At 46.0% G+C, this 23,454-nt stretch carries 17 protein-coding genes and 1 tRNA gene; 12 read left to right on the top strand and 6 right to left on the bottom strand.

The window, feature by feature from the left end; genetic code table 11:
- Positions 1–48: 48 nt before the first annotated feature.
- Both DYADSP32_RS18800 and DYADSP32_RS18795 read right to left on the bottom strand, forming a co-directional pair.
- Positions 49–1,266: an NADH-quinone oxidoreductase subunit D gene (locus tag DYADSP32_RS18800; protein ID WP_149241310.1), complete on the bottom strand. Its 1,218-nt coding sequence runs from the start codon at positions 1,264–1,266 to the stop codon at positions 49–51.
- A 92-nt stretch (positions 1,267–1,358) separates the two neighbouring features.
- Positions 1,359–2,927 (bottom strand): family 10 glycosylhydrolase, encoded by a 1,569-nt coding sequence (locus DYADSP32_RS18795; protein WP_149241311.1) that lies wholly within the window; start codon positions 2,925–2,927, stop codon positions 1,359–1,361.
- Between the two features lie 228 nt (positions 2,928–3,155).
- Between DYADSP32_RS18795 and DYADSP32_RS18790 the strand changes: the two genes are divergently transcribed.
- The 5 genes from DYADSP32_RS18790 to DYADSP32_RS18770 all read left to right on the top strand — a co-directional run bounded on the left by DYADSP32_RS18790 (position 3,156) and on the right by DYADSP32_RS18770 (position 13,058).
- Positions 3,156–4,970 (top strand): glycogen synthase, encoded by a 1,815-nt coding sequence (locus DYADSP32_RS18790; protein ID WP_149241312.1) that lies wholly within the window; start codon positions 3,156–3,158, stop codon positions 4,968–4,970.
- 206 nt (positions 4,971–5,176) lie between these two features.
- Positions 5,177–6,010 (top strand): 50S ribosomal protein L11 methyltransferase, encoded by an 834-nt coding sequence (gene prmA / locus DYADSP32_RS18785; protein ID WP_149241313.1) that lies wholly within the window; start codon positions 5,177–5,179, stop codon positions 6,008–6,010.
- 61 nt (positions 6,011–6,071) lie between these two features.
- The gene (locus tag DYADSP32_RS18780) at positions 6,072–10,736 is read left to right on the top strand and encodes a hypothetical protein (protein WP_149241314.1); all 4,665 of its coding nucleotides are present in this window, start codon (positions 6,072–6,074) and stop codon (positions 10,734–10,736) included.
- 140 nt (positions 10,737–10,876) lie between these two features.
- Complete coding sequence (gene plsY / locus DYADSP32_RS18775) at positions 10,877–11,521, top strand: glycerol-3-phosphate 1-O-acyltransferase PlsY (RefSeq protein WP_149241315.1); 645 nt, start codon at positions 10,877–10,879, stop codon at positions 11,519–11,521.
- 172 nt (positions 11,522–11,693) lie between these two features.
- Complete coding sequence (locus DYADSP32_RS18770; RefSeq protein WP_149241316.1) at positions 11,694–13,058, top strand: dipeptidase; 1,365 nt, start codon at positions 11,694–11,696, stop codon at positions 13,056–13,058.
- A 134-nt stretch (positions 13,059–13,192) separates the two neighbouring features.
- Here DYADSP32_RS18770 and DYADSP32_RS18765 read toward each other — a convergent pair whose 3' ends face one another.
- Together DYADSP32_RS18765 and DYADSP32_RS18760 are read right to left on the bottom strand one after the other, a co-directional pair.
- On the bottom strand, positions 13,193–14,290 hold the full coding sequence (locus DYADSP32_RS18765; protein ID WP_149241317.1) for a M12 family metallopeptidase: 1,098 nt from the start codon (positions 14,288–14,290) through the stop codon (positions 13,193–13,195).
- A gap of 209 nt (positions 14,291–14,499) precedes the next feature.
- A complete protein-coding gene (locus DYADSP32_RS18760) occupies positions 14,500–15,726 on the bottom strand; it encodes a tetratricopeptide repeat protein (RefSeq protein ID WP_149241318.1) in 1,227 nt (408 codons plus the stop codon).
- A 108-nt stretch (positions 15,727–15,834) separates the two neighbouring features.
- Between DYADSP32_RS18760 and hpt the strand changes: the two genes are divergently transcribed.
- From hpt to DYADSP32_RS18735, 5 genes are all read left to right on the top strand, one after another.
- Positions 15,835–16,362, top strand: a complete 528-nt coding sequence (gene hpt / locus DYADSP32_RS18755) for a hypoxanthine phosphoribosyltransferase (RefSeq protein ID WP_149244773.1) — start codon at positions 15,835–15,837, stop codon at positions 16,360–16,362.
- Between the two features lie 66 nt (positions 16,363–16,428).
- Complete coding sequence (locus DYADSP32_RS18750; RefSeq protein WP_149241319.1) at positions 16,429–17,259, top strand: N-acetylmuramidase family protein; 831 nt, start codon at positions 16,429–16,431, stop codon at positions 17,257–17,259.
- Positions 17,260–17,379: 120 nt separating this feature from the next.
- Positions 17,380–18,711: a T9SS type A sorting domain-containing protein gene (locus DYADSP32_RS18745; protein WP_149241320.1), complete on the top strand. Its 1,332-nt coding sequence runs from the start codon at positions 17,380–17,382 to the stop codon at positions 18,709–18,711.
- Between the two features lie 125 nt (positions 18,712–18,836).
- Positions 18,837–20,237: an MBL fold metallo-hydrolase gene (locus tag DYADSP32_RS18740; RefSeq protein ID WP_149241321.1), complete on the top strand. Its 1,401-nt coding sequence runs from the start codon at positions 18,837–18,839 to the stop codon at positions 20,235–20,237.
- Positions 20,238–20,323: 86 nt separating this feature from the next.
- A tRNA-Leu gene (locus tag DYADSP32_RS18735) sits at positions 20,324–20,407 on the top strand.
- Between the two features lie 59 nt (positions 20,408–20,466).
- On the opposite strand, the gene DYADSP32_RS18730 is transcribed toward DYADSP32_RS18735, so the two are convergent.
- Positions 20,467–21,009 (bottom strand): CopD family protein, encoded by a 543-nt coding sequence (locus tag DYADSP32_RS18730; RefSeq protein ID WP_149241322.1) that lies wholly within the window; start codon positions 21,007–21,009, stop codon positions 20,467–20,469.
- Positions 21,010–21,165: 156 nt separating this feature from the next.
- Here DYADSP32_RS18730 and msrA point away from each other — a divergent pair, with 156 nt between their 5' ends.
- Positions 21,166–21,846, top strand: a complete 681-nt coding sequence (gene msrA, locus DYADSP32_RS18725) for a peptide-methionine (S)-S-oxide reductase MsrA (protein WP_414618174.1) — start codon at positions 21,166–21,168, stop codon at positions 21,844–21,846.
- 145 nt (positions 21,847–21,991) lie between these two features.
- Positions 21,992–22,510 (top strand): porin family protein, encoded by a 519-nt coding sequence (locus DYADSP32_RS18720; protein ID WP_149241323.1) that lies wholly within the window; start codon positions 21,992–21,994, stop codon positions 22,508–22,510.
- 170 nt (positions 22,511–22,680) lie between these two features.
- Here DYADSP32_RS18720 and DYADSP32_RS18715 read toward each other — a convergent pair whose 3' ends face one another.
- Entirely contained in the window at positions 22,681–23,451 is a 771-nt protein-coding gene (locus tag DYADSP32_RS18715) for a hypothetical protein (RefSeq protein ID WP_149241324.1), read from the bottom strand.
- Between the last annotated feature and the right edge of the window lie 3 nt (positions 23,452–23,454).

Genomic DNA, 23,454 nt, shown 5'->3' with positions numbered 1-23,454 from the left:
AAAAAGAGCTGCAAAACAGCTCTTTTTTCATTTTAAAATTCTTAATTCCTACCTATCCACTTCCCCCATCACCACATCGATGGAGCCAATAATCGCCACCAGGTCTGCCAGCAAAGCACCTTTGGACATCTCACCGATGACCGACAAGTTGTTGAATGAGCAAGCCCTGGCTTTACAGCGAACGGGAACATCTGAGCGACCATCCGTCCGGAAAAAGAAACCCAGCTCTCCCTTTGGATTCTCTGCCCGGACATAAAAATCCATTGCTTTCGGACGAATCTTCTTAGGTACCATCGCCTGTGGGTCAAAATCGCGGGTGCGTTTATAGTCACCGTTCAACTGAATCAGACATTGCTCTATCAGTTTAACAGATTCCCGACATTCCACAGCGCGTACCCAGGTACGGTCCCAGCAATCTCCTACAGTTCCCATTTTACCCTCGCCCATCGGAACTTCAAAATCCAGTTCCGGATAAACGGAATACCCGTCCACTTTGCGCAGATCGTACCGTAAACCTGAACCTCTCAACATAGGCCCGGTACAGCCGTAATTAATAGCAACAGCCAGCGGCAATACACCCACATTGGCGGTGCGCTGCACAAATATTTTGTTGTCAATCAACAGTTGCTGCAACTCATCCAACTTTGGTTTTAGATAGGTAACAAATTCCAGGCAACGCTCTTCAAATCCCACCGGAAGGTCGTAGAATAGCCCTCCGATCCAAACATAATTATAAAGCATCCGGGCGCCGCAGGTCCATTCCAGAAGCCGGAGAATCTGCTCCCGATCACGCATCATCCATAAAAATGGCGTATATGCGCCAATATCCATAGCGTAAGTCCCGAGCGCAACAAAGTGTGATGCAAGCCGATTCAATTCCGCCACAACCACCCGAATGTATTCCACCCGCTTGGGAATGTCATGCTCAATGCCCAGCATGCGTTCAACCCCCATTACGTAGGCATGCTCAGAGTTCATCGCCGCTACATAATCCATCCGGTCCACATAAGGAATGATCTGATTAAAGGGAAGAGACTCGGCATGCTTTTCAAAACAACGATGCAGATAGCCCACATGAGGCACCACGTCTACCACCACCTCGCCGTCGGTTACCACCTCAAGCCTCAATACCCCGTGTGTAGACGGATGTTGTGGGCCCATATTCAACACCATTTCCTCGGTACGAAGATTGTCGGCGTTGTATTTGGTTGGTACCGATACAGCCAGATATTCCGGCTTGTAGGTATATTGAATAGAATTGCTCATTTTACTTGTTATCGACTATCGAAGACATGGACCCGTCCATTGGGGCCGTGTGTATGTAATACGAAATGGCCTTGCCGCACCCCGCTGTTTCATCAGAAACGCTGAATCCCCTCTTCTGTTAATTCTACTTTCAAAGGTCCGATAGGCCTGCCTTCATTATGGAGCCGGTCCACAGCCGTGACATAATACACATACCGCTCACCGGAGACTACCGTGCTATCCACGAACTTCTCACTGCCATAACTCAGACCAACAATTTTACGTGGATCGTGTGCAGATGGCTTTTCATCAGGCGCAAACCGGTAAATAACATAATACGAGGCCCGTTCTCCATCCGGCGCAACGTCCGGCTGATCCCAAAATAATTCCAATCCATTTGTTACCAAAGTGCCTTTCAGATTTCTTGGAGGTAAAGGGGGTATCTTGTCTTTCCATGGCATGCTTGGGACAAGCGCCGGAAAGCGAAATAGATCCTTTCGAAGCGAATCCACAAACCCCAGACTGTTGTTTCTTAAGGATCTGGAGCTAAAAAATATAGCTCCCTCCGCTTCGTCATTCCTTAAATAGCGTATCTGATTAGGCACCTCTTTGGGATTAGCCCAGTTTGTATCCTTTTCCTTGTAACCCACCCGGTATGCGCCCACACCTACATACACATGGCGGCCGTATGAATTTTCCACCCACCAATCAACCATGTTTTTATAAGGCACTTTACCAAAACCAGACGAAAAGTATACCTGAGGCGCTATATAGTCAATCCAGCCTTCCTGGACCCACTTGCGACTATCGGCAAAGAGGTCATCATAAGAACCCAGCGCTCCATAGGTTTTCGAACCTTCCGGATCGGTTCCCTTGTTTCGCCAGACGGCACATGGACTAATGCCAAATTTGAGACGGGGCTTCACAACGGCAAGCGCCTCGTGAATCTGCTTGACCAGCAAATTGATGTTGTTTCTTCGCCAGTCCGCTTTATTCTTAAAACCCTGCCCGTACTTACGATAACTGGCCTCGTCCTGGATGGTCTGCCCGGCAACAGCGTATGGATAAAAATAATCGTCGAAGTGTATACCGTCTACGTCATAATTTTTGGCCACGTTGACAGTCATATCCGTGATAAACTGCCGTACTTCGGGTATACCAAAATCAAAAAGCTTGTAACCATCGTAGCTCAAAATCCATTCCGGATGGGTTTTGCTGATATTTTGAGAGGAAACACTCGTGGCCGATTTATGAACAAGCCTGTTCATATTGAGCCAGGCATGAAATTCAAGCCCGCGTTTGTGGGATTCTGCGATCATAAAATCCAGCGGATCCCACATAGGACTGGGAACCTGCCCCTGCCGGCCCGTGAGCCATTCGGACCATGGCTCGGAACTCTTGGCGTAAAATGCATCGCCCGCTGCCCGCACCTGAACAAAAACCGCATTCATACCCACTTTTTTATGGAAATCCAGCAAGGCGGAGAATTCTTCCCGCTGCTCGGAAGGCTCCATGAGCTTACTGCTTGGCCAGTCAATATTATCAACCGTTGCGATCCAAACAGCCCTGAACTCCCGTTTTGGAGGCCCTATACTTTCACTATCAGCATTTTGTGCATTACATCCTTCCAGAAAAAAAAGTGTCAGAAGCAACGAAAATGTAACATTTCTAATTTTTTTCACTAAATAACTTTTGCAAAAAATTAATTCAATCAAAGTAACGTATTTTGGCACAAAGTTAGCCGAGAAGTTTTTTAAATTGTATTCAAACAAATAAACATCCGGGTTCTATTGTAATTGTGAATTATTTTTCTGGATATTTATTGTGTAATTACAAGGATTTTTTGTGACTAACCGCAATCAATTCCCCCTTTACAATTATCCCAACAACGCTTAAATCATTATCCCATATTGGAACCATTCGTCAAAACAACTAAAAAAAACGTCCTGTTTGAAGTAGCATGGGAAGTTTGTAATCAAGTCGGAGGAATTTACACGGTCATACGCACCAAAGTACCAGCCATGGTTGAGAAATGGGAAGACAACTATTTTTTACTTGGACCCTACTTTGCCCAAAAAGCCTCTGCCGAATTTGAAATCATTACGGATCTAGACGATTCTCCCGCCGGCCGCACGGTAAAAAAAATGCGGGAAATGGGCTATGTAGTCCATTATGGTTACTGGCTGGTAACGGGCAAACCCCGGCTAGTGCTATTCGATCTGGAAAGCATTGCCAAAGATCTGGACATTATTAAATTTAACCTTTGGGAGAAAAACCGCATCTCCACAATTGATGTAGAACCTCTTGTAAACCAGACACTTTGTTTCGGTGAAATGGTTCGAATCTTCCTGAAAGAATATGCCGAAGACAATGCCAAACGGGAAGAAATATCTGCGCAGTTCCATGAGTGGATGGCAAGCAGCGGGCTTCCTGAATTGAAACGCGAGAGCATCAAAATAGCCACGACATTCACCACCCATGCCACGATGCTGGGTCGGTATTTGGCGCAAAATGTCTCCGGATTTTACAGCAAACTCCCCTTCTTTGACTGGGAGCAGGAAGCCAAAAATTTCAATATTGTTGCCCAGGCGACTATTGAGCGCCAGGCAGCGCAAAGCGCGCACGTGCTCACGACGGTTAGTGATGTCACCGCCAAAGAGTGTGAAGTTTTTCTCGGCAGAATGCCCGATCTGGTTACCCCGAATGGACTGAATGTCGTCCGTTTTCAGGCAAGCCACGAATTTCAAAATCTGCACTTGAAATATAAAGAGCGAATCCACGATTTCGTCCTGGGTCACTTCTTTCCCAGCTATTCATTTGATCTGGACAAAACGCTTTACTTTTTCACATCCGGCCGATATGAATACAGTAACAAAGGCTATGACTTGACACTGGAAGCACTGGCAAGGCTTAACTGGAAGATGGTTCAGGCCAACCTGGACACCACAGTGGTGATGTTTATCGTCACCAAGCAACCCTTTCACTCGATAAATGCCGATGTGCTCCAGTCGAAGGCTGTTTTAAATGAGTTGAAGGAAACCTGTACAGCCATTGAGAAGGAGGTTGGAGAGAAATTATTCCTTGCAACGGCGTCTGGCGTTGATCACAAAATGCCTGATCTGAACAGCTTTGTGGATGAATACTGGCGTTTGCGTTTGAGGCGTACCATTCAGACCTGGAAAACGGACAAATTACCGGCATTTGTTACACACGATCTGAAGGAGGAAGATGGGATCACCGATTTTTGTAAAAAAGCCAATTTGGTGAATAACGAACGCGATCGTGTCAAAATCGTGTATCATCCTGACTTTATATCGTCAACCAACCCGCTTTTCGGGCTGGATTACGGGCAATTTGTTCGCGGGTGTCACCTGGGTGTTTTCCCAAGTTATTATGAGCCATGGGGTTACACACCTCTGGAATGCGTGGTTCGGGGTGTACCTACGGTTACCAGCGACCTTTCAGGATTTGGTGACTACATCATGCAGATCATGCGTGACTATGAAAACAGGGGTATTTACGTAATCAACCGCAAATCTCAGACTTACAGTCAGGCAGCCGACGAGATGGCCGACATTCTTTTCAAATTTGTAAAGATGCAGCGTCGTGACCGTATTATGCAGCGTAACCGGGTCGAGAATATTTCCGATGTCTTCGATTGGATGAATCTGAGATCTTACTACGACACAGCGCACGATCTGGCTGCGAAGCGGAAAAAGCCCTAATCAAGACCGTTCTAAAAGTAAAAGCCGGTAAATCTCCAAAAGGTTTACCGGCTTTTTGATGCTAAAAATTCTGATACCAACGCATCTTTTTCCGGCTTCGGTGCCATGCAGATCCCGTCGTAGACTTCAACATTCTGCACCCATCCATTGCATTCCTGAAAATTTTCAACACCTTCACTTCCCATTATCATTCTTACAAAATACGCATGAACTACGTAGAATTAGAACTTCAGTTGCATCCCGACTTTACAGAAATATTTACTGCCGAGCTGGCAGAAATCGGTTTTGAATCATTTGTTGAAACCGATGAAGGTCTCCAGGCCTATATACAGGAGGAGCTTTTTGACGAAAACGTTTTGAACGTACTCATAACAAAATACAAGGATACTGCCGAAATAAGCGCCTCCTGGAAATCGCTGGAACGAAAGAACTGGAACGAAGAATGGGAGAAAAGTTACGAACCCATCGAGGTTGGAGATCGGGTACGGGTACGTGCCGTATTCCATGAACCCGACCCACACTTCCAATACGATTTACTGATCCAACCAAAAATGTCCTTCGGCACGGGCCACCATGAAACCACATGGCTGGTGATGAACGAGCAGCTTCATCTCCCACATGAGCGTCTTTCGATTATGGATGTGGGCTGTGGAACCGGAATACTCGCCATTCTCGCGTCCAAATTAGGAGCGACCAGTTTATTGGGTTTTGACATTGACGAGTGGGCCGTTGAGAATACGCGCGAAAATTTTGCGATGAACAACCTGCCGGAAACAGCAGAAGTGTTTTTGGGAACGATTAATGAAGTACCCTTCGCTAGGCAATTTGGTGGAATTCTTGCCAATATCAACCGGAATATTTTACTGGCAGAAATTCCAAAATATGTGGCACATCTGGAAAAAGGCGGTTGGCTGGTAACAAGCGGCTTTTACGAGACTGATCAGGCTGATATAGAGCGCTGTGCAGAAGAAAATGGCCTTAAAAAAATACGATCAAATACGAGAAACCAGTGGGCAACCGTTGTATTTGAGAAAAATTAAACACCATGCGTGTTGTATCCGGGCAAGATCCTGTCATGGGTACTATTCGTTAAAAATATATATGAAAAAATTTCGTCTCTGTCTGTTCTATTCAGTCATACTTCTTTTTGCAAAACCGGTATTCGCTCAGACTTTGAAAGTTTCTGACGAGCCGGGCCAGTTTATGGTGCAGATGCGCAAATTGATGGGTGGAAGCCGCAACCCGCAATACATCAAAGCAGCTGCCCAGCTGGACAGCATCTGGATGAGTGGTGTCAGCGGCCCTCAGCAATCGAAATTTATCAATATCGTAAAAACACAGACCTCGAAAGGACAAAAGGCAGGGCCCGTGCTTTACCTGCTGATGCGTAATGCACAGATTTTTGCTAAAAACCCCGCCAATGATTTTGATGGTTTTCTTGCCCTCGCCGCCAAAGCAGGGGAAAAATATGATGCAAAGTCCTTTCAGAAAGTACTCGAAACGATAAGAAGTGTAACTGAAACACAAAAGCTATATACTGCAAATTACAATTCCCTGTATCTGCTTAGCGGGTCGTACCGGTTCAAGTTCGATACCTCGAGTGCCGAAGTAGTGGCTGCCGCTACCGTTGCGGCCAATGACAACTGGGACACGCCCATTGATAGCAATTATGTGATCGCACCCAAATCCACTCCCATACCCGTGCTGGCCGGTGCCTTACTTGAGCTGCAGGATGCAACTTTCGGAATGGTTGCTGCGGGCGATTCGGTTTCGTTCGGGCCCACAAACGGTAACGTTTCCCTTCGGGATGGCATCTTTGTTGGGAAAGGAGGAAAATTCACCTGGGAGGTCATTGGCAGCCCGGATATTCATGCCGATCTGGATACTTATTCGTTCAATATTTCGCAGCCAAAGCTCGTCGCAGAGAACGTAACCCTGCATCATGAGGCACAGCTTGCCAACCTCATAAAAGGCACACTCGAATATCGCGGCGTTAAAAAAATCAGAGGCCAGGGCCCTGCTTTTCCCAGATTTGTGTCGAATGGAATCGATGCACGGCTCAAAGACACCCGAAAAAATATTGCCTACAAAGGCGGTTTTGCACTGATCGGAACAACCATGTACAGCTCCTCACTCAGTGACGAGCCCTCCACTTTACTCGTGAATTACAAAGACAAGCTGGCTTTCAAGGCTGTCAGCAAGAAATTCGCCCTGAAAGATTCGGTGATCTCAGCTCCGCTTGTCTACTTTTCAATGCCGCTTGGCACCGATTCGCTCTACCATCCGGGCGTGGCATTGGTGTACAATGATGATGAAGGGCTGCTAAAATTAGCCAGGGCCGAAAAAACCGATTTCGCTCCCTTGCCCTACCAGGATTCTTACCACAAAATGAACATCTGGTCACAGGCTATGCGCTGGAAATTTCCAAATGACAAGGTAGAATTCCTGCGGATCGATGGGAAACACGTGGTTCCCGTCAAGCTGGAATCCTTTGACTATTTCAAAAAGGAACGGTTCCGAGGAATTGCACAGGAATTCGGGTTTCAGCCCATGCTCATGGCCGCCAGTTTTACCCAGACCGAGAAAAGACAAACTTTCCTCGCCGACGAGCTTGCCGCAAAATTCAAACAGAACCCCAAGATCCTGAGGCGTTCACTTGAAAGGCTTGCACTTGATGGGTATTTCATCTATGACAAACGATCCGACGAATTTGCAATCAGTAAAAAAGGCTTTCTGTACATCCTGGCCAACATGGATAAAACGGATTACGATAACTTTCAAATCACCTCCCAATTCAGTGCCAACGACGAAACCGCAAACGCAACGATCTATTTGCCCGACACACTTTTAACCGTGCTGGGTGTCTCCCGTTTCGTCGTGTCCGATTCGTTGAAAATAATAGGGGTTCCTTCCGACAAAAAGGTAGTGATAGGACGAAATCGCAATTTCACCATGAACGGGCAGCTCGTGGCATCCAATTACCAGTTCAGAGGCCTCAACCTTAAATTTGACTACAAGCAGTTTTTTGTCAATGTCAGCCCCAACGATTCCATCACCTTCACCCCGAAAGAAAAATATTCCAAAGGGCAAGGAGGTGAAGTGGGAGGGCATGTGAAATACGAAAAAGGAGGTACATTTTACCTGAGTGACCCTCAGAATAAATCAGGGATCCAGAAAGGCAAAAAGTCACCACGCCTCGTGGTACCCGACGGAATGATCGTCTATTTCGACCAGCCCGAGCGTGGGACTGTGCTGTATCCCCGGGAGGTGTTTTTCAAAATCCCCAAAATTGACATGGACGGCCTCGATCAGCGTGACGTGATTTTTGAAGGTACTTTCAATTCGAATGGAATAATACCGCCCCTCCAGACCATCCTGAAAAGTATGCCTGACAATTCTCTGGGCTTCGAATACAAACCGCCGGTGACCGATCTGAAAATATATGGTGGCAAGGCTATGGCCAAATTCACTGACACGCTGGTGATGGACAATGGAGGCCTGCGCTCCAAAGCGGTATTGAAGTACCTTTCGGCTACCATGACGGCAAAGAACGTTTTGCTGGCCTCGGACTCTCTGATGGCTTCCGGTGACCTGGCCAGTATTAAGGAAGCCACAATCGGGAAAGGCTATTTCCCGGCTGTAGATCTGAAAGATTATGACATGCGCTGGTATCCCAATGCCGACAGCATGTTTTTGAGTACAAAAGGGAAATCCTTCTCGTTTTACAAAGGAACCACCAGTCTCGAAGGAGAATTGCTGCTCCGATCAACGGGCCTTTACGGCAATGGGAAGCTTAAACGTCCGGATTCGGAATTGACATCCCCTGAAATTAAGTTTAATAAAGATGGGTTTCTGGCCGACAAATCCTCATTTGCAATAAATAATGGCCTGCAAAAGCCCGCCAAAAACATCCTCGTTGGAAAAAATGTTGACATCGATTTCAATTTCAAAACGGGTATAGCCAATTTCCGTGCCGACTCAACCGGCTTCGATACCGACTCAACCGGCATGGAAATTCCTTCTGTGTCCTATAAAACTGCCATTGCCTCCGCGAAATGGGACATGACCAAAAAAACCATTCTAATGAGGGGATTTGGTGAAACCTCGACCTACACAGCCACATTGCCTGCACAGGAAGGTCTTACGTTTGATGGAACCGATGCCCTTTACGATGTGGAAAAACTGACTGTCAGCGTGCGAGGGGTTCCCTTTATACGCACCGTCGACGTGAAGATCATTCCCGACAAAGGCATGGTCTACATTGGCAGTAACGGCCAGATGAGCCCACTCAAAAAGGCCCGAATTGAAATAGACACGTTGAATGTGGCACACAGAATGCGCGATGCCGATATCCGGATCGATTCCCGAAATCGCTTCGAGGGTTCCGCTACTTACCAATACATTACGGCACGAAAAGACACCTTCAATATCAAGATGCAGAACTTCGAACTGAAGGAGATGGTGGAAGAATCCCGCAAAGGACGGCCTGATAATAAGAATAATACGACGGTTAAGTATTACACCACCGCCCGGGCGGATATTAAGGAAGCTGAAAATTTATTCCTTTCGCCAAGAATTCAGTTCAAAGGCGGAATCAATCTGGTTGCGTATGAACCCTCACTCAAACTGGACGGATTTGTAAAACCGGTACTGAAATTCCGTAAGAACTTCAACAGCTCCTGGATCGTCTACAATGATTCACCAGGAGAATCGGTTTCCATTAAAATAGACAAAAACCTGAAAAACGAGCACGAGCTTCCTCTCTCGGTGGGTTTACATTATAACGAGGCACGCGGTATGTACATGTCATTTTTATCTCCAAAAGAATCGGATGGGGACGAGGACATTTATCTGGCACAGGGCGCCATGAATTACGACGAAGATGCCAAGTCGTTTAAAGTTACTCCACCCGTTGGAAAAGACAACCTCATCGACGAATCCAACACCTTGAAGTTTGATGACAAGACCGGTCTTGCCTCTTTTTCTGGCCCTTTAAAGCTTATTGGGTCAGAATGGCTGCAATCCAGCGGCATCGTGGAAGCACAGGTCGACAGTTCGCGATTCTCTTTCAATACCATGTTGCTTTTTAAACTGCCCGCTCTGGAGCCTGTTATGCAGCCCATCACCGCTAAAATCGTGGAGACCAACCTGGAAGAGCAAAACAGTACCGCGGCCGATGATGACCCGGATAATCTGAACCGGAAACTGGCGGCCGTTATCGGCTCCAAAGGTGTGGATGCGTATGTAAAACTGACTGCCGCCGGATACAAGCCTATCTACGATGCATCCCCCATGCTCGACGTACAGATGCTCTTATCCAATGTAGATTTGCGATGGTCACCAGTCCATGCTGCCTATTATTCTCAGGGCCCGATAGGCGTTTCAAATTTTGGAAAAAACAATGTGAATGCCCAGATGGAAGGCGTACTAGAAATCCGTCGCGGCATTGAAGGGGATGAATTCAGTCTTTATCTGGAGGCTTCCCCGGATGTGTGGTATTTCTTCGATTACAAACAGAAGGAATTAGGGGTTATATCCTCTCAGATCGAATTCAATGATCAGATTGAGGTGAAGGCCAGGGCGGTAAAGTCCAAAGAGATGAGCCTGATCCCTATTGGAGTGGAAGAAAAGGATATGTTTGTCAACCGGTTCGATGATTTCTACCGACCGGCAGCGAAGAAAGCCAAACTGGTAAAAACCGAGAAAAAGAAAGTACCCGCTGCTGAGCAGAAAAAGAAGAAAGAGGAGCAGGCAGAAGGTTTTTAAGCGATGGAGTGTAGTACTTATTTTACTTTCTCATAACATTACATTAATTTTGTCCTTACAATATACTTGCAAAACCCGGTTTGTATTGTATTTTTGGGCTTGACACTCGACAATTCAAAATAATCACCATATAGTACAAAATGAATATTGCCTTATTAATAATTACCATTGTTGCAGCTTATTTATTGGGATCCATTCCGAGTTCGGTATGGTACGGAATCGGATATTTTGGAATTGACGTCAGAAAACATGGAAGTGGAAATGCCGGTGCTACAAACACTTTCCGGGTTTTAGGTAAGCGCGCAGGAACCATTGTAATGCTGATTGACGTGCTGAAAGGATGGACGGCAACCTGCCTGGCCTCACTTTTATTTTACATGAGTACCATTGGTGAAACAGAGCTTCTGATGTATAAAATCCTATTTGGCATCATTGCGATTGTAGGTCATATTTTTCCGGTTTTTGTGGGATTCAAGGGAGGAAAAGGTATCGCCACCCTGCTCGGTATGGTACTGGCTATCCATCCCGAAATTGCATTGGTGTGTATTACGATTTTTATTTTGACACTAATCGCATCTCAATACGTATCACTGAGCTCAATCCTGGCAACGCTGGCCTTTCCTGTACTTTCCTGGCTGGGTGTTTTCGGACAGCCCGAACCGCTTTTGATTGTTTTCGGGTTTGTGATGTTTGTACTCGTGGTGATTACCCATCAGAAAAATATCATACGTCTGCTGAACGGTAACGAAAACCGCGTGAATCTCTTTAAAAAATCAAAAGCTTAGTTGGTTGCTTTCCGGACACTGGATTTTACTTCCAGGAGCGGAGCAATAATATCTTGAAAATCATCACAAAATAGCCCCTCTGGTTCATACCTTAGGGGTTATTTTTTATATTTGGCTCCAATCTTTTTTATACCAGGCTTTAAAAATTATTCAAACAGAATACACCGATTTCATGAACAACTACATAGCGCAAAACCGGGACCGATTTTTGAACGAACTACTTGATTTGTTGCGAATACCTTCCGTAAGCGCTGATTCAAAATTCAAGGGGGACATGATCAAGGCCGCAGAATATGTGCGTGACCGAATGGCCGAAGCGGGTGCCGACCGTGTGGAAATATACCCTACACCAGGTCATCCGGTTGTGTATGGTGAAAAAATCATCGACCCCTCTTTGCCCACCGTTCTCATTTATGGGCATTATGACGTGCAGCCGGCCGATCCATACGAACTCTGGAACACACCCCCTTTTGAACCTACCATCCGAAACGAAAGGATCTATGCCCGTGGCGCCTGTGATGACAAGGGGCAGTTTTACATGCATATCAAAGCTTTGGAAACCATGCTGGCCACCGACTCGCTGACTTGCAACGTAAAAATGATGATTGAGGGAGAGGAAGAGATCGGATCTAACCACCTCGAACTTTTTGTCAAAGAGCATAAAGAAATGCTCCAATGCGATACCATCCTCATATCCGACACCAGCATGATTGCCAACGATGTGCCCTCCATTGAAACTGGCCTTCGTGGACTGACTTACATGGAAGTGGAAGTGGTGGGAGCCAACCGCGACCTGCACTCCGGCGTGTATGGAGGTGGTGTAGCCAACCCGATCAATGTACTTTGCGAAATGATCGCTTCACTAAAAGATGAAGACGGACATATTACGATTCCCGGCTTTTACGACAACGTTCAGGAGCTCACAGAGGCCGAAAGGGCGGACCTGAATGCCGCGCCATTTGATCTGGATGAATACAAGAAAGATCTGGTCATTGATGATGTAGCCGGGGAAAAGGGATACACAACCATCGAAAGGACCTCTGTGCGGCCCACGCTGGATGTGAATGGTATTTGGGGCGGTTATATTGGTGAAGGGGCCAAAACAGTTCTCCCTTCCAAGGCCAACGCCAAGATCTCGATGCGCCTCGTTCCTCACCAGACGGATACAGAAATCTGTGCGTTATTTACAAAACATTTTGAGTCCATAGCACCTGCGTCGGTGAAAGTAAAGGTTACGCCGCATCATGGGGGTTTACCTTACGTCACCCCAACCGACTCCATTGAATATGAAGCCGCAGCCCTTGCCATGGAAGAGTCTTTTGGCAAAAAGCCCATTCCCACCCGCGGTGGCGGCAGCATTCCCATCGTAGCCCTGTTTGAACAGGAACTAGGCCAAAAAAGTATTCTGATGGGTTTCGGGCTCGACGTAGACGCCCTGCACTCGCCCAACGAAAGTTACGGCTTGTTCAACTACTACAAAGGAATTGAAACCATACCCTTGTTTTTCAAACATTACGCAAAACTGAAAAAGCAGTAAGCGTTTCAAAAACCTGCCGATACTGGTTGATCCTGATTTCCCTTACCGGAAATCAGGATTTTTCTTTTGCAGATAGCCTACGGGTAATGGAAACCCAGTTGCCCGGGATCTACAGAGAAGTGATGCAACAAGCCCTAATACACCATCACCGATCCACTACCTTCACGCTCAGCATAATACAACCGTAACCTGACCACATAAGTCCTTCCTTTGATCAGCCGGATGTTAATTTTGGAATTAAAATCCGTACCACTGTCGTCGTCGCCTGAAAGGTAAATATCCTCTGTGGCGGTTCGTTCAAAAAGCACCATCACGGTATCCATGGTACCGAACGTCTCGATCTTGTACTTTTTGGAAGTGGTAGGTTTGAATAGGAAATTCTTTTGCTCTCCGGCCTTGATATTGAGCAATTCAGATTTGGAAAGTTTCAGTTCAATGTAGTCGGCGGCGGTGAGTGGCGGATAAAATTTCTTAACAAATTCCATGTCCTTTGCCGAAAGCCCGCCCGCCGGGTTGATTCCGCTCCGGAACTGTGCCGGCTCCTTGATGAGCCCCGGGCCAAACGGATAATGCATCACCGAGTTGGGATCATGTGTAGATCCTTCCACGTCGCCGGGCGATAATTTACGGATGATATTGTGAAAAGTCGTTTCGCGGGGCCAGCTGTTGGGTGGTGCAGCTAATGCTGCGTACACGGCTTCCTCGTCCCAGACAATGCCGGCAAACGGGTTCTGATGCTCATGTGGCGCACCAAGCGTATGCCCGATTTCATGAATGGCTGTGTCGATTTCGTTGGTAATATCCCAACCAAAATTCATGGTGCGTTCTTCAGGTGAAGGTGCCGCGTCGATCACGTCTCTGCCCACATACGACCAGGATCCGTCGCCCCGCTGGAAACCGATACGCACTTCTGCTTCGTTTTTATCCGTTGTTTCTTCAAATTCCAGACCGATGCCCACATTTTTCCAGGCTGCAAATGCCTGCTTCACCACGGTTTTTTGCGCATCTGTTCCTTTCCAAGATGCGGGTGAGCCATCCCCCGAACCCTTGTAGAAATAGTATTTTAGTTTGGTACCGTTTGCCCATTTGGTCCTTAACAATACGATCATCCGGGACCTCATGCCTGTCACGTCAGGGGCTAGAGGTTTGGCGGGTGCGTTGATCAGTGTACAGTAGTGAGGGGTTCCTTCGTGCTGTGTTTCGTTGCCTGTTTTTGTGTCTTTCTTTGCCATGATTGCCGATTTTTGCGTGTGGAATAGCCTTTGGCAGGTTCTCAACCTGCTGATATTTAGCAATCTAAGGTATTCTATTGTGGTGTGGAAATCGCTACCGTTCAATAAGTCGGCAGGCACAAACAGGGTTCTACGGGCTTAACGTACCGGAAGATTCTGCGGGAGATTACAGATACAGGCATCACATTCACGAAAAAAACCAACGATCATTATCTCTTCCTTCTTTGATCCCTGCGAAGCTTTTTAAGATTTTCTATCGATTTTTTTGCCTCGGTATGCTGGCTCGACTTTCTTTCGGCTTTATCGTCGGCTAGTTTGTAATATCGGAGTGCTTCATCGTAGTCCTTTTTTATCTCAGCGATCTTACCCAAGCCCAGCAGCGATGACACGTAATAACCGGCACTGGTAGATTTGGTCTTAACCGAAAAATCAATCGCCTTCTGGTAATATTCTTTGGCTACCTCATAATTTTTGTTGTACTGCATATTATAATAAGCCAGGACGTAGGCTGCATTTCGTCCGCTTACACCTTCATATCCCGGCATGCCATTTGCAATTTTATCCAAAATGTTCCTGGCAGCAGTCGAAGCCTCATCCGACCGGCCCGTTACAAAAGCGGTGCGGCAGAAATAGCGTTCAAAATAAGGGTTGTTTGGAAAGGTCTGCCACATGTACTTGGCCATTTCGTACGCTTTGCCGTACTCATTTTCCATGCTGTAAATCTGAAGCAGGAAATACCTTGCCTCCACACGCGTATAGAAGGCATTGTTCCCCACTTTTTCCAGCTGTTTCTCGCCAAGTTTTTTATTTCCTTTGGGAAAAAGGGCAAGTACAGGCTTCAGTATCGGATATTCCTTGGGCACCCATTCAGCATAATAATTGTAGAGACCGTCCCCAAAAAGCAATTCCGGGGTCAGATCACCATTTCCTTTACATACTTCAAAATATTTAAGCGATCTTTTCCCCGCGAAGGCAGCTTTCGTCCAGCTTTCCCTTTCGGAGTACAGCCTTCCTTTGAAAGCATACGCCGCCGCGAGAAAAAATGCCGGTTCAATTTTACTTTCCCCTTTATCGTACATTTTCTCAGCCAGTTCGATGGTTGAATCCATCTGAGCCAGAAATGTATCATCATAGGCTTCATTGTCGGTATTCGGAACGATTTTCCACCACTCCGCAAGCCCCATCAGAAAGTGCGGCATGGGGTGGGTAGGATACCTGTATTTAAGCCAGCGGAATTCTTTATCCGCTTCCTCAAACCTGTAATTGTATAACATATTGATCGCCTCAGTGGCTTCAATCTGAACACCCGGGTTTTTCAGAACCATATCATATTTTTTGTCCAGGTCCGCAGACGAGTACAATTGGGCGACAGATACGGAATGGGCAACAAAAATGAGAATGAAGAGTGCGGCGCTTAAATTCAATAACTTTTTCATATTCGGGGCAAAATCCTGTCAATATTAACGCCTGTTTTATATTTTACGTTTATGTTACGACGTGTTTTTGAAAAAAGAGTTAATATTGAGATTCACAAAACAGACTTTATGGTAACCATATTGGATAAAACCTTCGTCCCTTTAATTTCCCGAAGTGAGATCGAAAGCCGAATAGCGGAACTTGCAACGCAGATTAGCAAGGACTACGAAGGGCGTTGTCCATTTTTTATTGTTGTGCTGAATGGTGCCTTTTTATTTGCCACCGAACTCGTTAAAAATATTCCGCTCAATTGTGAAATTAGCTTTGTAAAACTCTCGTCCTATGCACAAACCCACTCCACCGGAAAGGTCAGGGAGATCATTGGACTGGAGGAAAAAATAGCGGGACGGGATGTCATTATTATTGAGGATATTGTGGATACGGGGCTAACCATGGCGCAGCTTTTGACACAGGTTCATGCGCAATTGCCACAATCCGTTGCCGTGGCGACCCTTCTCCACAAGCCCGAGGCCTTGCAGACGCCTGTTGATTTGCAATATGTAGGTTTCGAAATTCAAAATCGGTTTGTGGTCGGTTATGGCCTCGACTATGATGGCATTGGCCGGAACCTCGATGCGCTGTATGTACTTGCCTAGCTGACCTGCCCAACCAGGTTTTTATCGGTTCAAAACAATTATAAAATCTGATATCCTGACACACCCATGATAAAACTTCAGCTAAGATCAAAGGGTGACGCCGTAGCCATGCTCCAGGAGCTGCTCAACGAATTTGGTTATGAAATTATCGTGAACGGAAGTTTTGACGCTGCCACAGATCTGGTGGTCAGGGATTTTCAAAAAAGTATGGGGCTTGTCAGCGACGGGATCGTTTATACCAAAACATGGACCAGGCTCATCAACAATGCACCGGTGAACCTTAGCCAAATTGAAAATTTGTTCCTGAAGGAAGAGGACATTGTAGGTGTGGCAAAGGAGCTGAAAATAGAAGTGGCCGTGGTGAAGGCTGTCAATGAAGTTGAGAGCAGCGGACGCGGATATCTGGTAGATGGACGCGTCAAAATCCTTTTTGAAGGACACGAATTCTGGAAACAGCTGGAGTTAAGAAAAATCGATCCGGTGCCACTCGCTAAAAACAACGCAAACGTGCTTTACAAAACCTGGACCAAAAAGCATTATGTGGGCGGCAAAGGCGAATACGCCCGCCTCGACCAGGCGATTGGGATTCGGGACGATTCCCGGGTGACTGAGGCTGCGTATGCGTCGGCCTCCTGGGGCCTTTTTCAGATAATGGGCTATCATTACAAATCCCTTGGCTATTCCGAAATCGTTCAGTTTGTAGCAGAAATGAAAGAAAGCGAGGGTCATCAGTTGAGGATTTTTGCCAAATATATTCAGGTCAATAATCTGACAAAACACCTGAAAGCCAAACAGTGGGAAGCCTTTGCAAAGGGGTACAACGGCCCCGGCTACAGGGCAAACAAGTATCATGAAAAACTGGAAAAAGCTTATAAAAAGTATAACTTGGCAGGGTGAAGGGATTACATTACTATGTAGTGTTTGCTATAATCGTTTCACGTTTTGACAATAATTATTGATAATAAATACAACCCGAACAAAAATTTCTCTTGATTTATACTTTTAAAAACAACACCTATGCACTACAATTTTCAACTAAGATTCCTGATTATTTGTATTCTCACTTTTTACTCAGCAGTCTACACATATGCACAGCGTGTATGTCCCGCCAGCATGGAAATCTGTATTAATCGTTCGCCTTTTGTACTTTCCGGGGCTACCATCTCTGGCGGTACCTACAGCAGGACGGGTGTTTCCGCAGGCGTATTTGATCCCGCAGTTGCAGGTGAAGGCAATCACTTAATTACCTATAATTACCTCGACGTAAACAATCAGGAAAGTAGCTGTAGTTTTAATATTTCCGTATACACAGTTGTGCCTACAAGTTGTGCGTTGGTGGTGCAATCATACTGCACGGGAATGGGACCGGTTATGGTACCCAATCTCTGTAACATACAACCTAATATGACCGTAGGAGATTACTCCGGAACCGGTTTTACCGATAACCTTTTCAACCCTGCTGCTGCTGGCGTTGGGCTTCATGATTACTCATTTACGGTGACTGATGACAATGGATGTATTGGCTATGGAAGTGGAACCATACAAGTCTCAGATGCAGTTCCGCCAACACTGACCTGCCCGCCCAACAGGACTGTAAACGGAAGTTCGGAGCCCGCATTCCTGCTCACAGGAGGAAGTACTTCCGCGAATGTTTCTGTTTATTCCGGGCCTGGGGTTAATGGTTCTGCAGGTGCTTTCACCTTCGACCCTTCCGTGGCAGGCAACGGCATTCACCAGATCACTTACACCGTTACGAATAACGAGGAACTTCCGCTATATGTATGCGAAAGTTCCTGTACTTTTACCATTGCCGTGGGTGTGTTGCCGGTTACCATTAATCGCCTCAATGCTTCATATAAGGAAGGAAACATTGTGGTAGAATGGGAAACTTCCGAAGAAAGCCGATTTGATCGCTTTGAGTTAGAGAGAAGTCTCAATCCCAAAAAAGGTTTTGTAAAAATTCATCAGATAAGCGGAAGCAACATTGGAAACGCTTATTCCTTTGTTGATACCAGATCCGAAAAGGGGTTACCCATCTATTACCGACTCAAAATGATAGATTTGGATGGAAGTTTTGCTTACAGCAAAATCACCTGGGCCCTTGTCGAAGTAAGTGGTCAATTTTCGTTATATCCCAATCCAGCTTCCCACGAAATCAATATCCAATCATCATCAGAAACGATTGAAACGAAATTGTTCAACACGGCAGGAATTGAGATCTTTTCACAAAAATATACTCCCACAAAAACTAAGCACATAACGCTGCCGGACGTACGAAAAGGCATTTATCTGCTCAAAGTTGAGGAGGCCACGGGAAATTCCGTTTTCTCGAAACTGATCATCAACTAATGTAGTTGTTGATTTTAAGATTTCCTCACGCTTTTAGCCGGGTAGAAGGTACAGCTACACTTAAGATGTTGCTTTACCTTTTTCTCAAATAAAATACCTTACTTTCGGAAACGATCATCACAACTATGCGAATACAATTTTTTGGCGCCGCCCGCACGGTTACCGGAAGTAAACATCTGATCACCACTGAAAAAGGAATAAAAATCCTCCTGGATTGCGGACTTTTTCAAGGCATTCAGACCGACGAGTTTAATCAGAACTTCGGTTTCAAACCTGCCGAAGTCGACTACCTCATATTGTCACATGCACATATTGATCATTCAGGTTTGATTCCCCGACTGGTACGCCAGGGTTTTCAGGGGCCTATTTACTGCACCTCTGCCACGGCCGATCTCTGCAAGATCATGCTGCTCGACAGCGCTCATATACAGGTCAAGGATCTGGAACGTATCAACAAGCGCCGCCTGAAACAGGGACGACCCCTATTGGACGAGCTCTACAATGCGGAAGATGCCGAAAAGGCACTGACCATGTTCAGGACTGTGCGCTACGGTCAAACTTTTCATCTGGGTGAAAACAATGAAATTGCCGTACACCTTACCGATGCAGCGCATTTGCTCGGAAGCGCGGCTGTTCATCTGAGCATTCCCGACAAAGGGTCTTTCAAGCAGCTTACCTTCACCGGTGATATAGGCCGGCCCGATGACAACATCCTCCGAAAACCGGACACCTTCCCTCAGGCCGACATCATCATCTGTGAATCCACCTATGGCGACCGGCTCCACGAACAGGAATCGGATCTGCACGCGCATCTGCTGCGGGTCGTAAGTGAAACCTGTGTGAAAAATGGGGGGAAACTGATCATCCCCGCTTTCGCCATCGACCGGACCCAGGAACTGATCTATGCCCTGGACCAGCTGTCGAGTGCAGGCAAACTCCCTCGTATTCCGGTGTATATTGATAGTCCGCTTGCCATACGGGCTACCACCATCATGAAGGAGCATGATGAGTGCTTCAATCCGGAAATTCTGGAATACATCGAAAAAGACGGCGATGCTTTTGCCTTCCCCAACCTGCATTATGTGTCGGCCGTGGAACAGTCTATGGCTTTAAATGACAAAACAGAACCCTGCATCATCATTTCGGCATCGGGCATGGCAGAAGCTGGCAGAATCAAACATCATATTAAAAATAACATCGGTGATCCTAAATGCACCATCCTGCTCGTTGGCTATGCCGGGCCCAACACACTGGCAGGCGCATTAAAACGCGGTGACAAACAGGTGAATATCTTTGGTGAAATGTTTGATGTAAAATGTGGTGTTGAAGTGATGGATTCATTTTCCGGTCATGGCGACTACCAGGAAATGCTTGCCTTTCTTTCCTGCCAGAATCCAGCAAGCGTGAAGAAAGTGTTTCTGGTACACGGCGAATACGAAACCCAGGTCGCGTTTAAACTTAAACTTCAAAACGCTGGTTACAAACACGTTCTGATACCAGCCCTGTACGAATCGGTCGAGGTCTGAAAAAAAAGTGGAGGAAGTCCCCTACGGTTTCTCAAACTTTAAGAGGCATTCACAAAATTATTACTATTTTTGCCGACCTGATTTATGCCGGAGTGGTGAAATTGGTAGACACGCACGTTTCAGAGGCGTGTGGGGGTTGCCCTGTGTGGGTTCGAGTCCCATCTCCGGCACACATGCCGTTCCTGATTTCAGGAGCGGCATTTTTTATACTTCCGCTGTTCCAAAAGTTTTAAGATCCCTTCCTTTCCCTGACCCGCTTCACAACCCGCACCGCACTCATGATCAGAATGGCGAAAACAAGCAGCCCAAGTACTCCCCAAAGCCAGTCCACCGTATTTTTCAAAACCACCAGAAAGACAATGGAAAATAGAAAGATCGTGGCGATTTCATTGAACAGGCGTAACTGAAACGATGTGAACCGAAATTTTTCCTGCCTTATGCCCAGCAATAGCTTCCTCATAAAAGAATGATAAGCCAATAGTCCCACCACAAAAAGCAGCTTCAGACGCATCCAGTCCTGATCCAGCAAGGCCGGACTGAGGTAAAGCATGGCGGTTCCACAAAGTAGGGCAAGCCAGCAGGCCGGTGTCATAATGGCATTCCACAGCAACTTTTCCATTTTGGTAAACTGCGCCAACAGGATCTCTCGCTCAGGACTCGGCTTCTGATTGGCCTCGGTATGGTACACGAAAAGTCGGGGCATGTAAAATAGCCCGGCAAACCAGCTAACAACGAAAATGATATGCAGTGCCTTGAAATGCAAATAAGTCATAGGTGGGAGAATTGATCGGGAGCAAAAGTACGGCTGAGCGAAAACTGGCAATCTTTTCGCACACAAATTTCGTAAATATCTCGTTTATTCCCGGAATAAACTTTCTTGAAATATTTATCGTTAACTTTTTACAAAAATCTAATTCTGGTCATCATGATGAAAACAACCATTCCATTCTTCACACTCATCTTTTTGTGCTGCGTGGTTGTGATATCCTGTGCACAATCCGAAAAAAAGCAGAAAAGAAAAGCAAATAATGAAGCCGCTGTGATGGATGAAAAAAATATAGATACTGCGGGAATGGAAGTGGCCACCTTTGGCACCGGTTGTTTCTGGTGTACCGAGGCGGTGATGGAGTCGCTGGAGGGGGTCAAAAAGGTCGTATCGGGCTATGAAGGGGGTATGATAGCGAACCCGAGCTATGAAGAAGTGTGTACGGGTAAAACCGGACACGCAGAATGTGTGGAGGTTACCTATGATCCCAAAGTGATCAGCTATGCAACGCTACTGGAGGCTTTTTTCCGTAGCCATGACCCCACATCACTCAATAAACAGGGAAATGACGTAGGTACGCAATACCGCTCTGTTATATTCTACCACAACGCAGATCAACAACAATTGGCTGAAAAAGCGCGGACAGAACTGGATAAATCGGGGGCCTATCCCAAGCCGATCGTAACAGAAATTACGAAAGCATTTAAGTTTTACATAGCCGAAGACTACCACCAGAATTATTTCGCCAATAACCCTGATCAGGGCTATTGCGCCTTTGTAGTGGCTCCAAAGCTGGACAAGTTCAAAAAGGTGTTTAAAGATAAGTTAAAGAAGAATATTTAAAATGTTGGGGAAATTGTGAGGTGAAGAAGCCCGTTCATCACCTTTAATGAACCGATTACTAAGTTCCGTTGGGATGGGTTTTGCAGGTTCATAATAAAGGCTTTATTTTGCATTCATATTAATTAACAACAACCAATCTATTACGATGAAAAAGACTCTATTCTTGTTTTTTGTTGCCGCGGCGTTGAGCTTGTCAACTCAAAAAGCTTTCGCTCAGTATGAAAAAGGTGATAAATTGTTAAATGTTGGCCTTAACCTCGGCGGAACCTATGGTGGTGGAATAGGCTTAGGTGCTTCGTTCGAAGCCGGCATTCATGAGTACATAAGCGTTGGAGCACAAGCTGACTTTGTTTCTTGGAATTATGGATGGGTCGGAAGCAATATCAGATACAATTTCTTTTACGTAGGCGGTCGTGGTTCTTATCACTTTGGAAAACATTTTATTACCAATGAAAAGCTTGACCTGTACGCGGGGCCATCTTTGGGTTTCAGGATTGCCAACTATTCTTATGACGGTATTGGCTACAACAGTTCTTACGGAAATGGTGTTTTCTTTGGAGCGTTTGCGGGGGCTAAATATTATTTCAAGCCAAACATGGCTGTTTTTGCTGAAGTAGGATACAATGCTTCTGCTCTCAAGGCAGGTATTGCGTTCAAATTCTAAAAGTTAGCCAAGAATCTTCGGAGCGGAAAGAAATTAACTCTTTCCGCTTTTTTTGTGACCACGCCTAAAAGTTGCAGCACAATAATCTTGAAACCAAGTGCTTAAATCCAGTCCGCTCGTCAATTTGGCTACCTGAATTTTATCGGGCCATTGACATGACGAATTTGCTCTTAAAAAACCATGGAGAGCCTAACACCTGCCGAACGGCTTACTGGATCAAAGCCCGGACTTATACGTATGGATGTAAGTGGAGCCTTTCTGCGCTGCAGTTCTTCCTTTACCAAAAGTGCCTTTTTGTTATAGCTCTTATGCTTTACAACACCGATGATGGTCAGGGGAATACCGGCACATATTCCCATGGTAGTAAGCATTACCCCACCCGCAAACCTGGAATCTATTGCCTGAGAACTAGACCCTCCCGCAGCATTCATGTCACGCACAGCGGCGGAAGCGGTAATAATCCCCGCAATAGTCATCAGTGATCCCAGAGAGGCACCAACAACACTCATCGTTTTATATTTGGCTGCCTTTTTAAGGTAAAACGAATAGTTAAAATTCAACTGTCGGGTATCGAGAGACTGAACCGAACCCCGCCTATAACGATTGACCGCACCTTCACTTTCGTAGGGTGTCACCGGCAAGGGCGCCTCATCGAAATAGATTTCAGGCGCAGCGGCAAATTGCTCAACTTCACCATTTCCATAAATAACGGAAGCCACATCTTTTTTAGCCAGTGAAAAATCGGGTCCCTCTTTGTCGCTGTACTTCTTGTACCTGATGGTGAGTTCATTGACCTCAATGATGAGCGCTTCAATTTTGGTACTATCTCTTTTGATGATCAGATCGCTCTTACGTGTGCTTTGCGCTGACAATAGATCACTTGAAAAAATAAAAACGACTACGATCAGGAAAGATCGCAGTTGAAGAAATGGATGTTTCATAAT

The organism is Dyadobacter sp. 32 (assembly GCF_902506755.1).
In the GTDB taxonomy this organism is placed as follows: domain Bacteria; phylum Bacteroidota; class Bacteroidia; order Cytophagales; family Spirosomataceae; genus Dyadobacter.
Note: the sequence above shows the minus strand (reverse complement) of the source record. Positions and strands in the feature narration are given on the sequence as shown.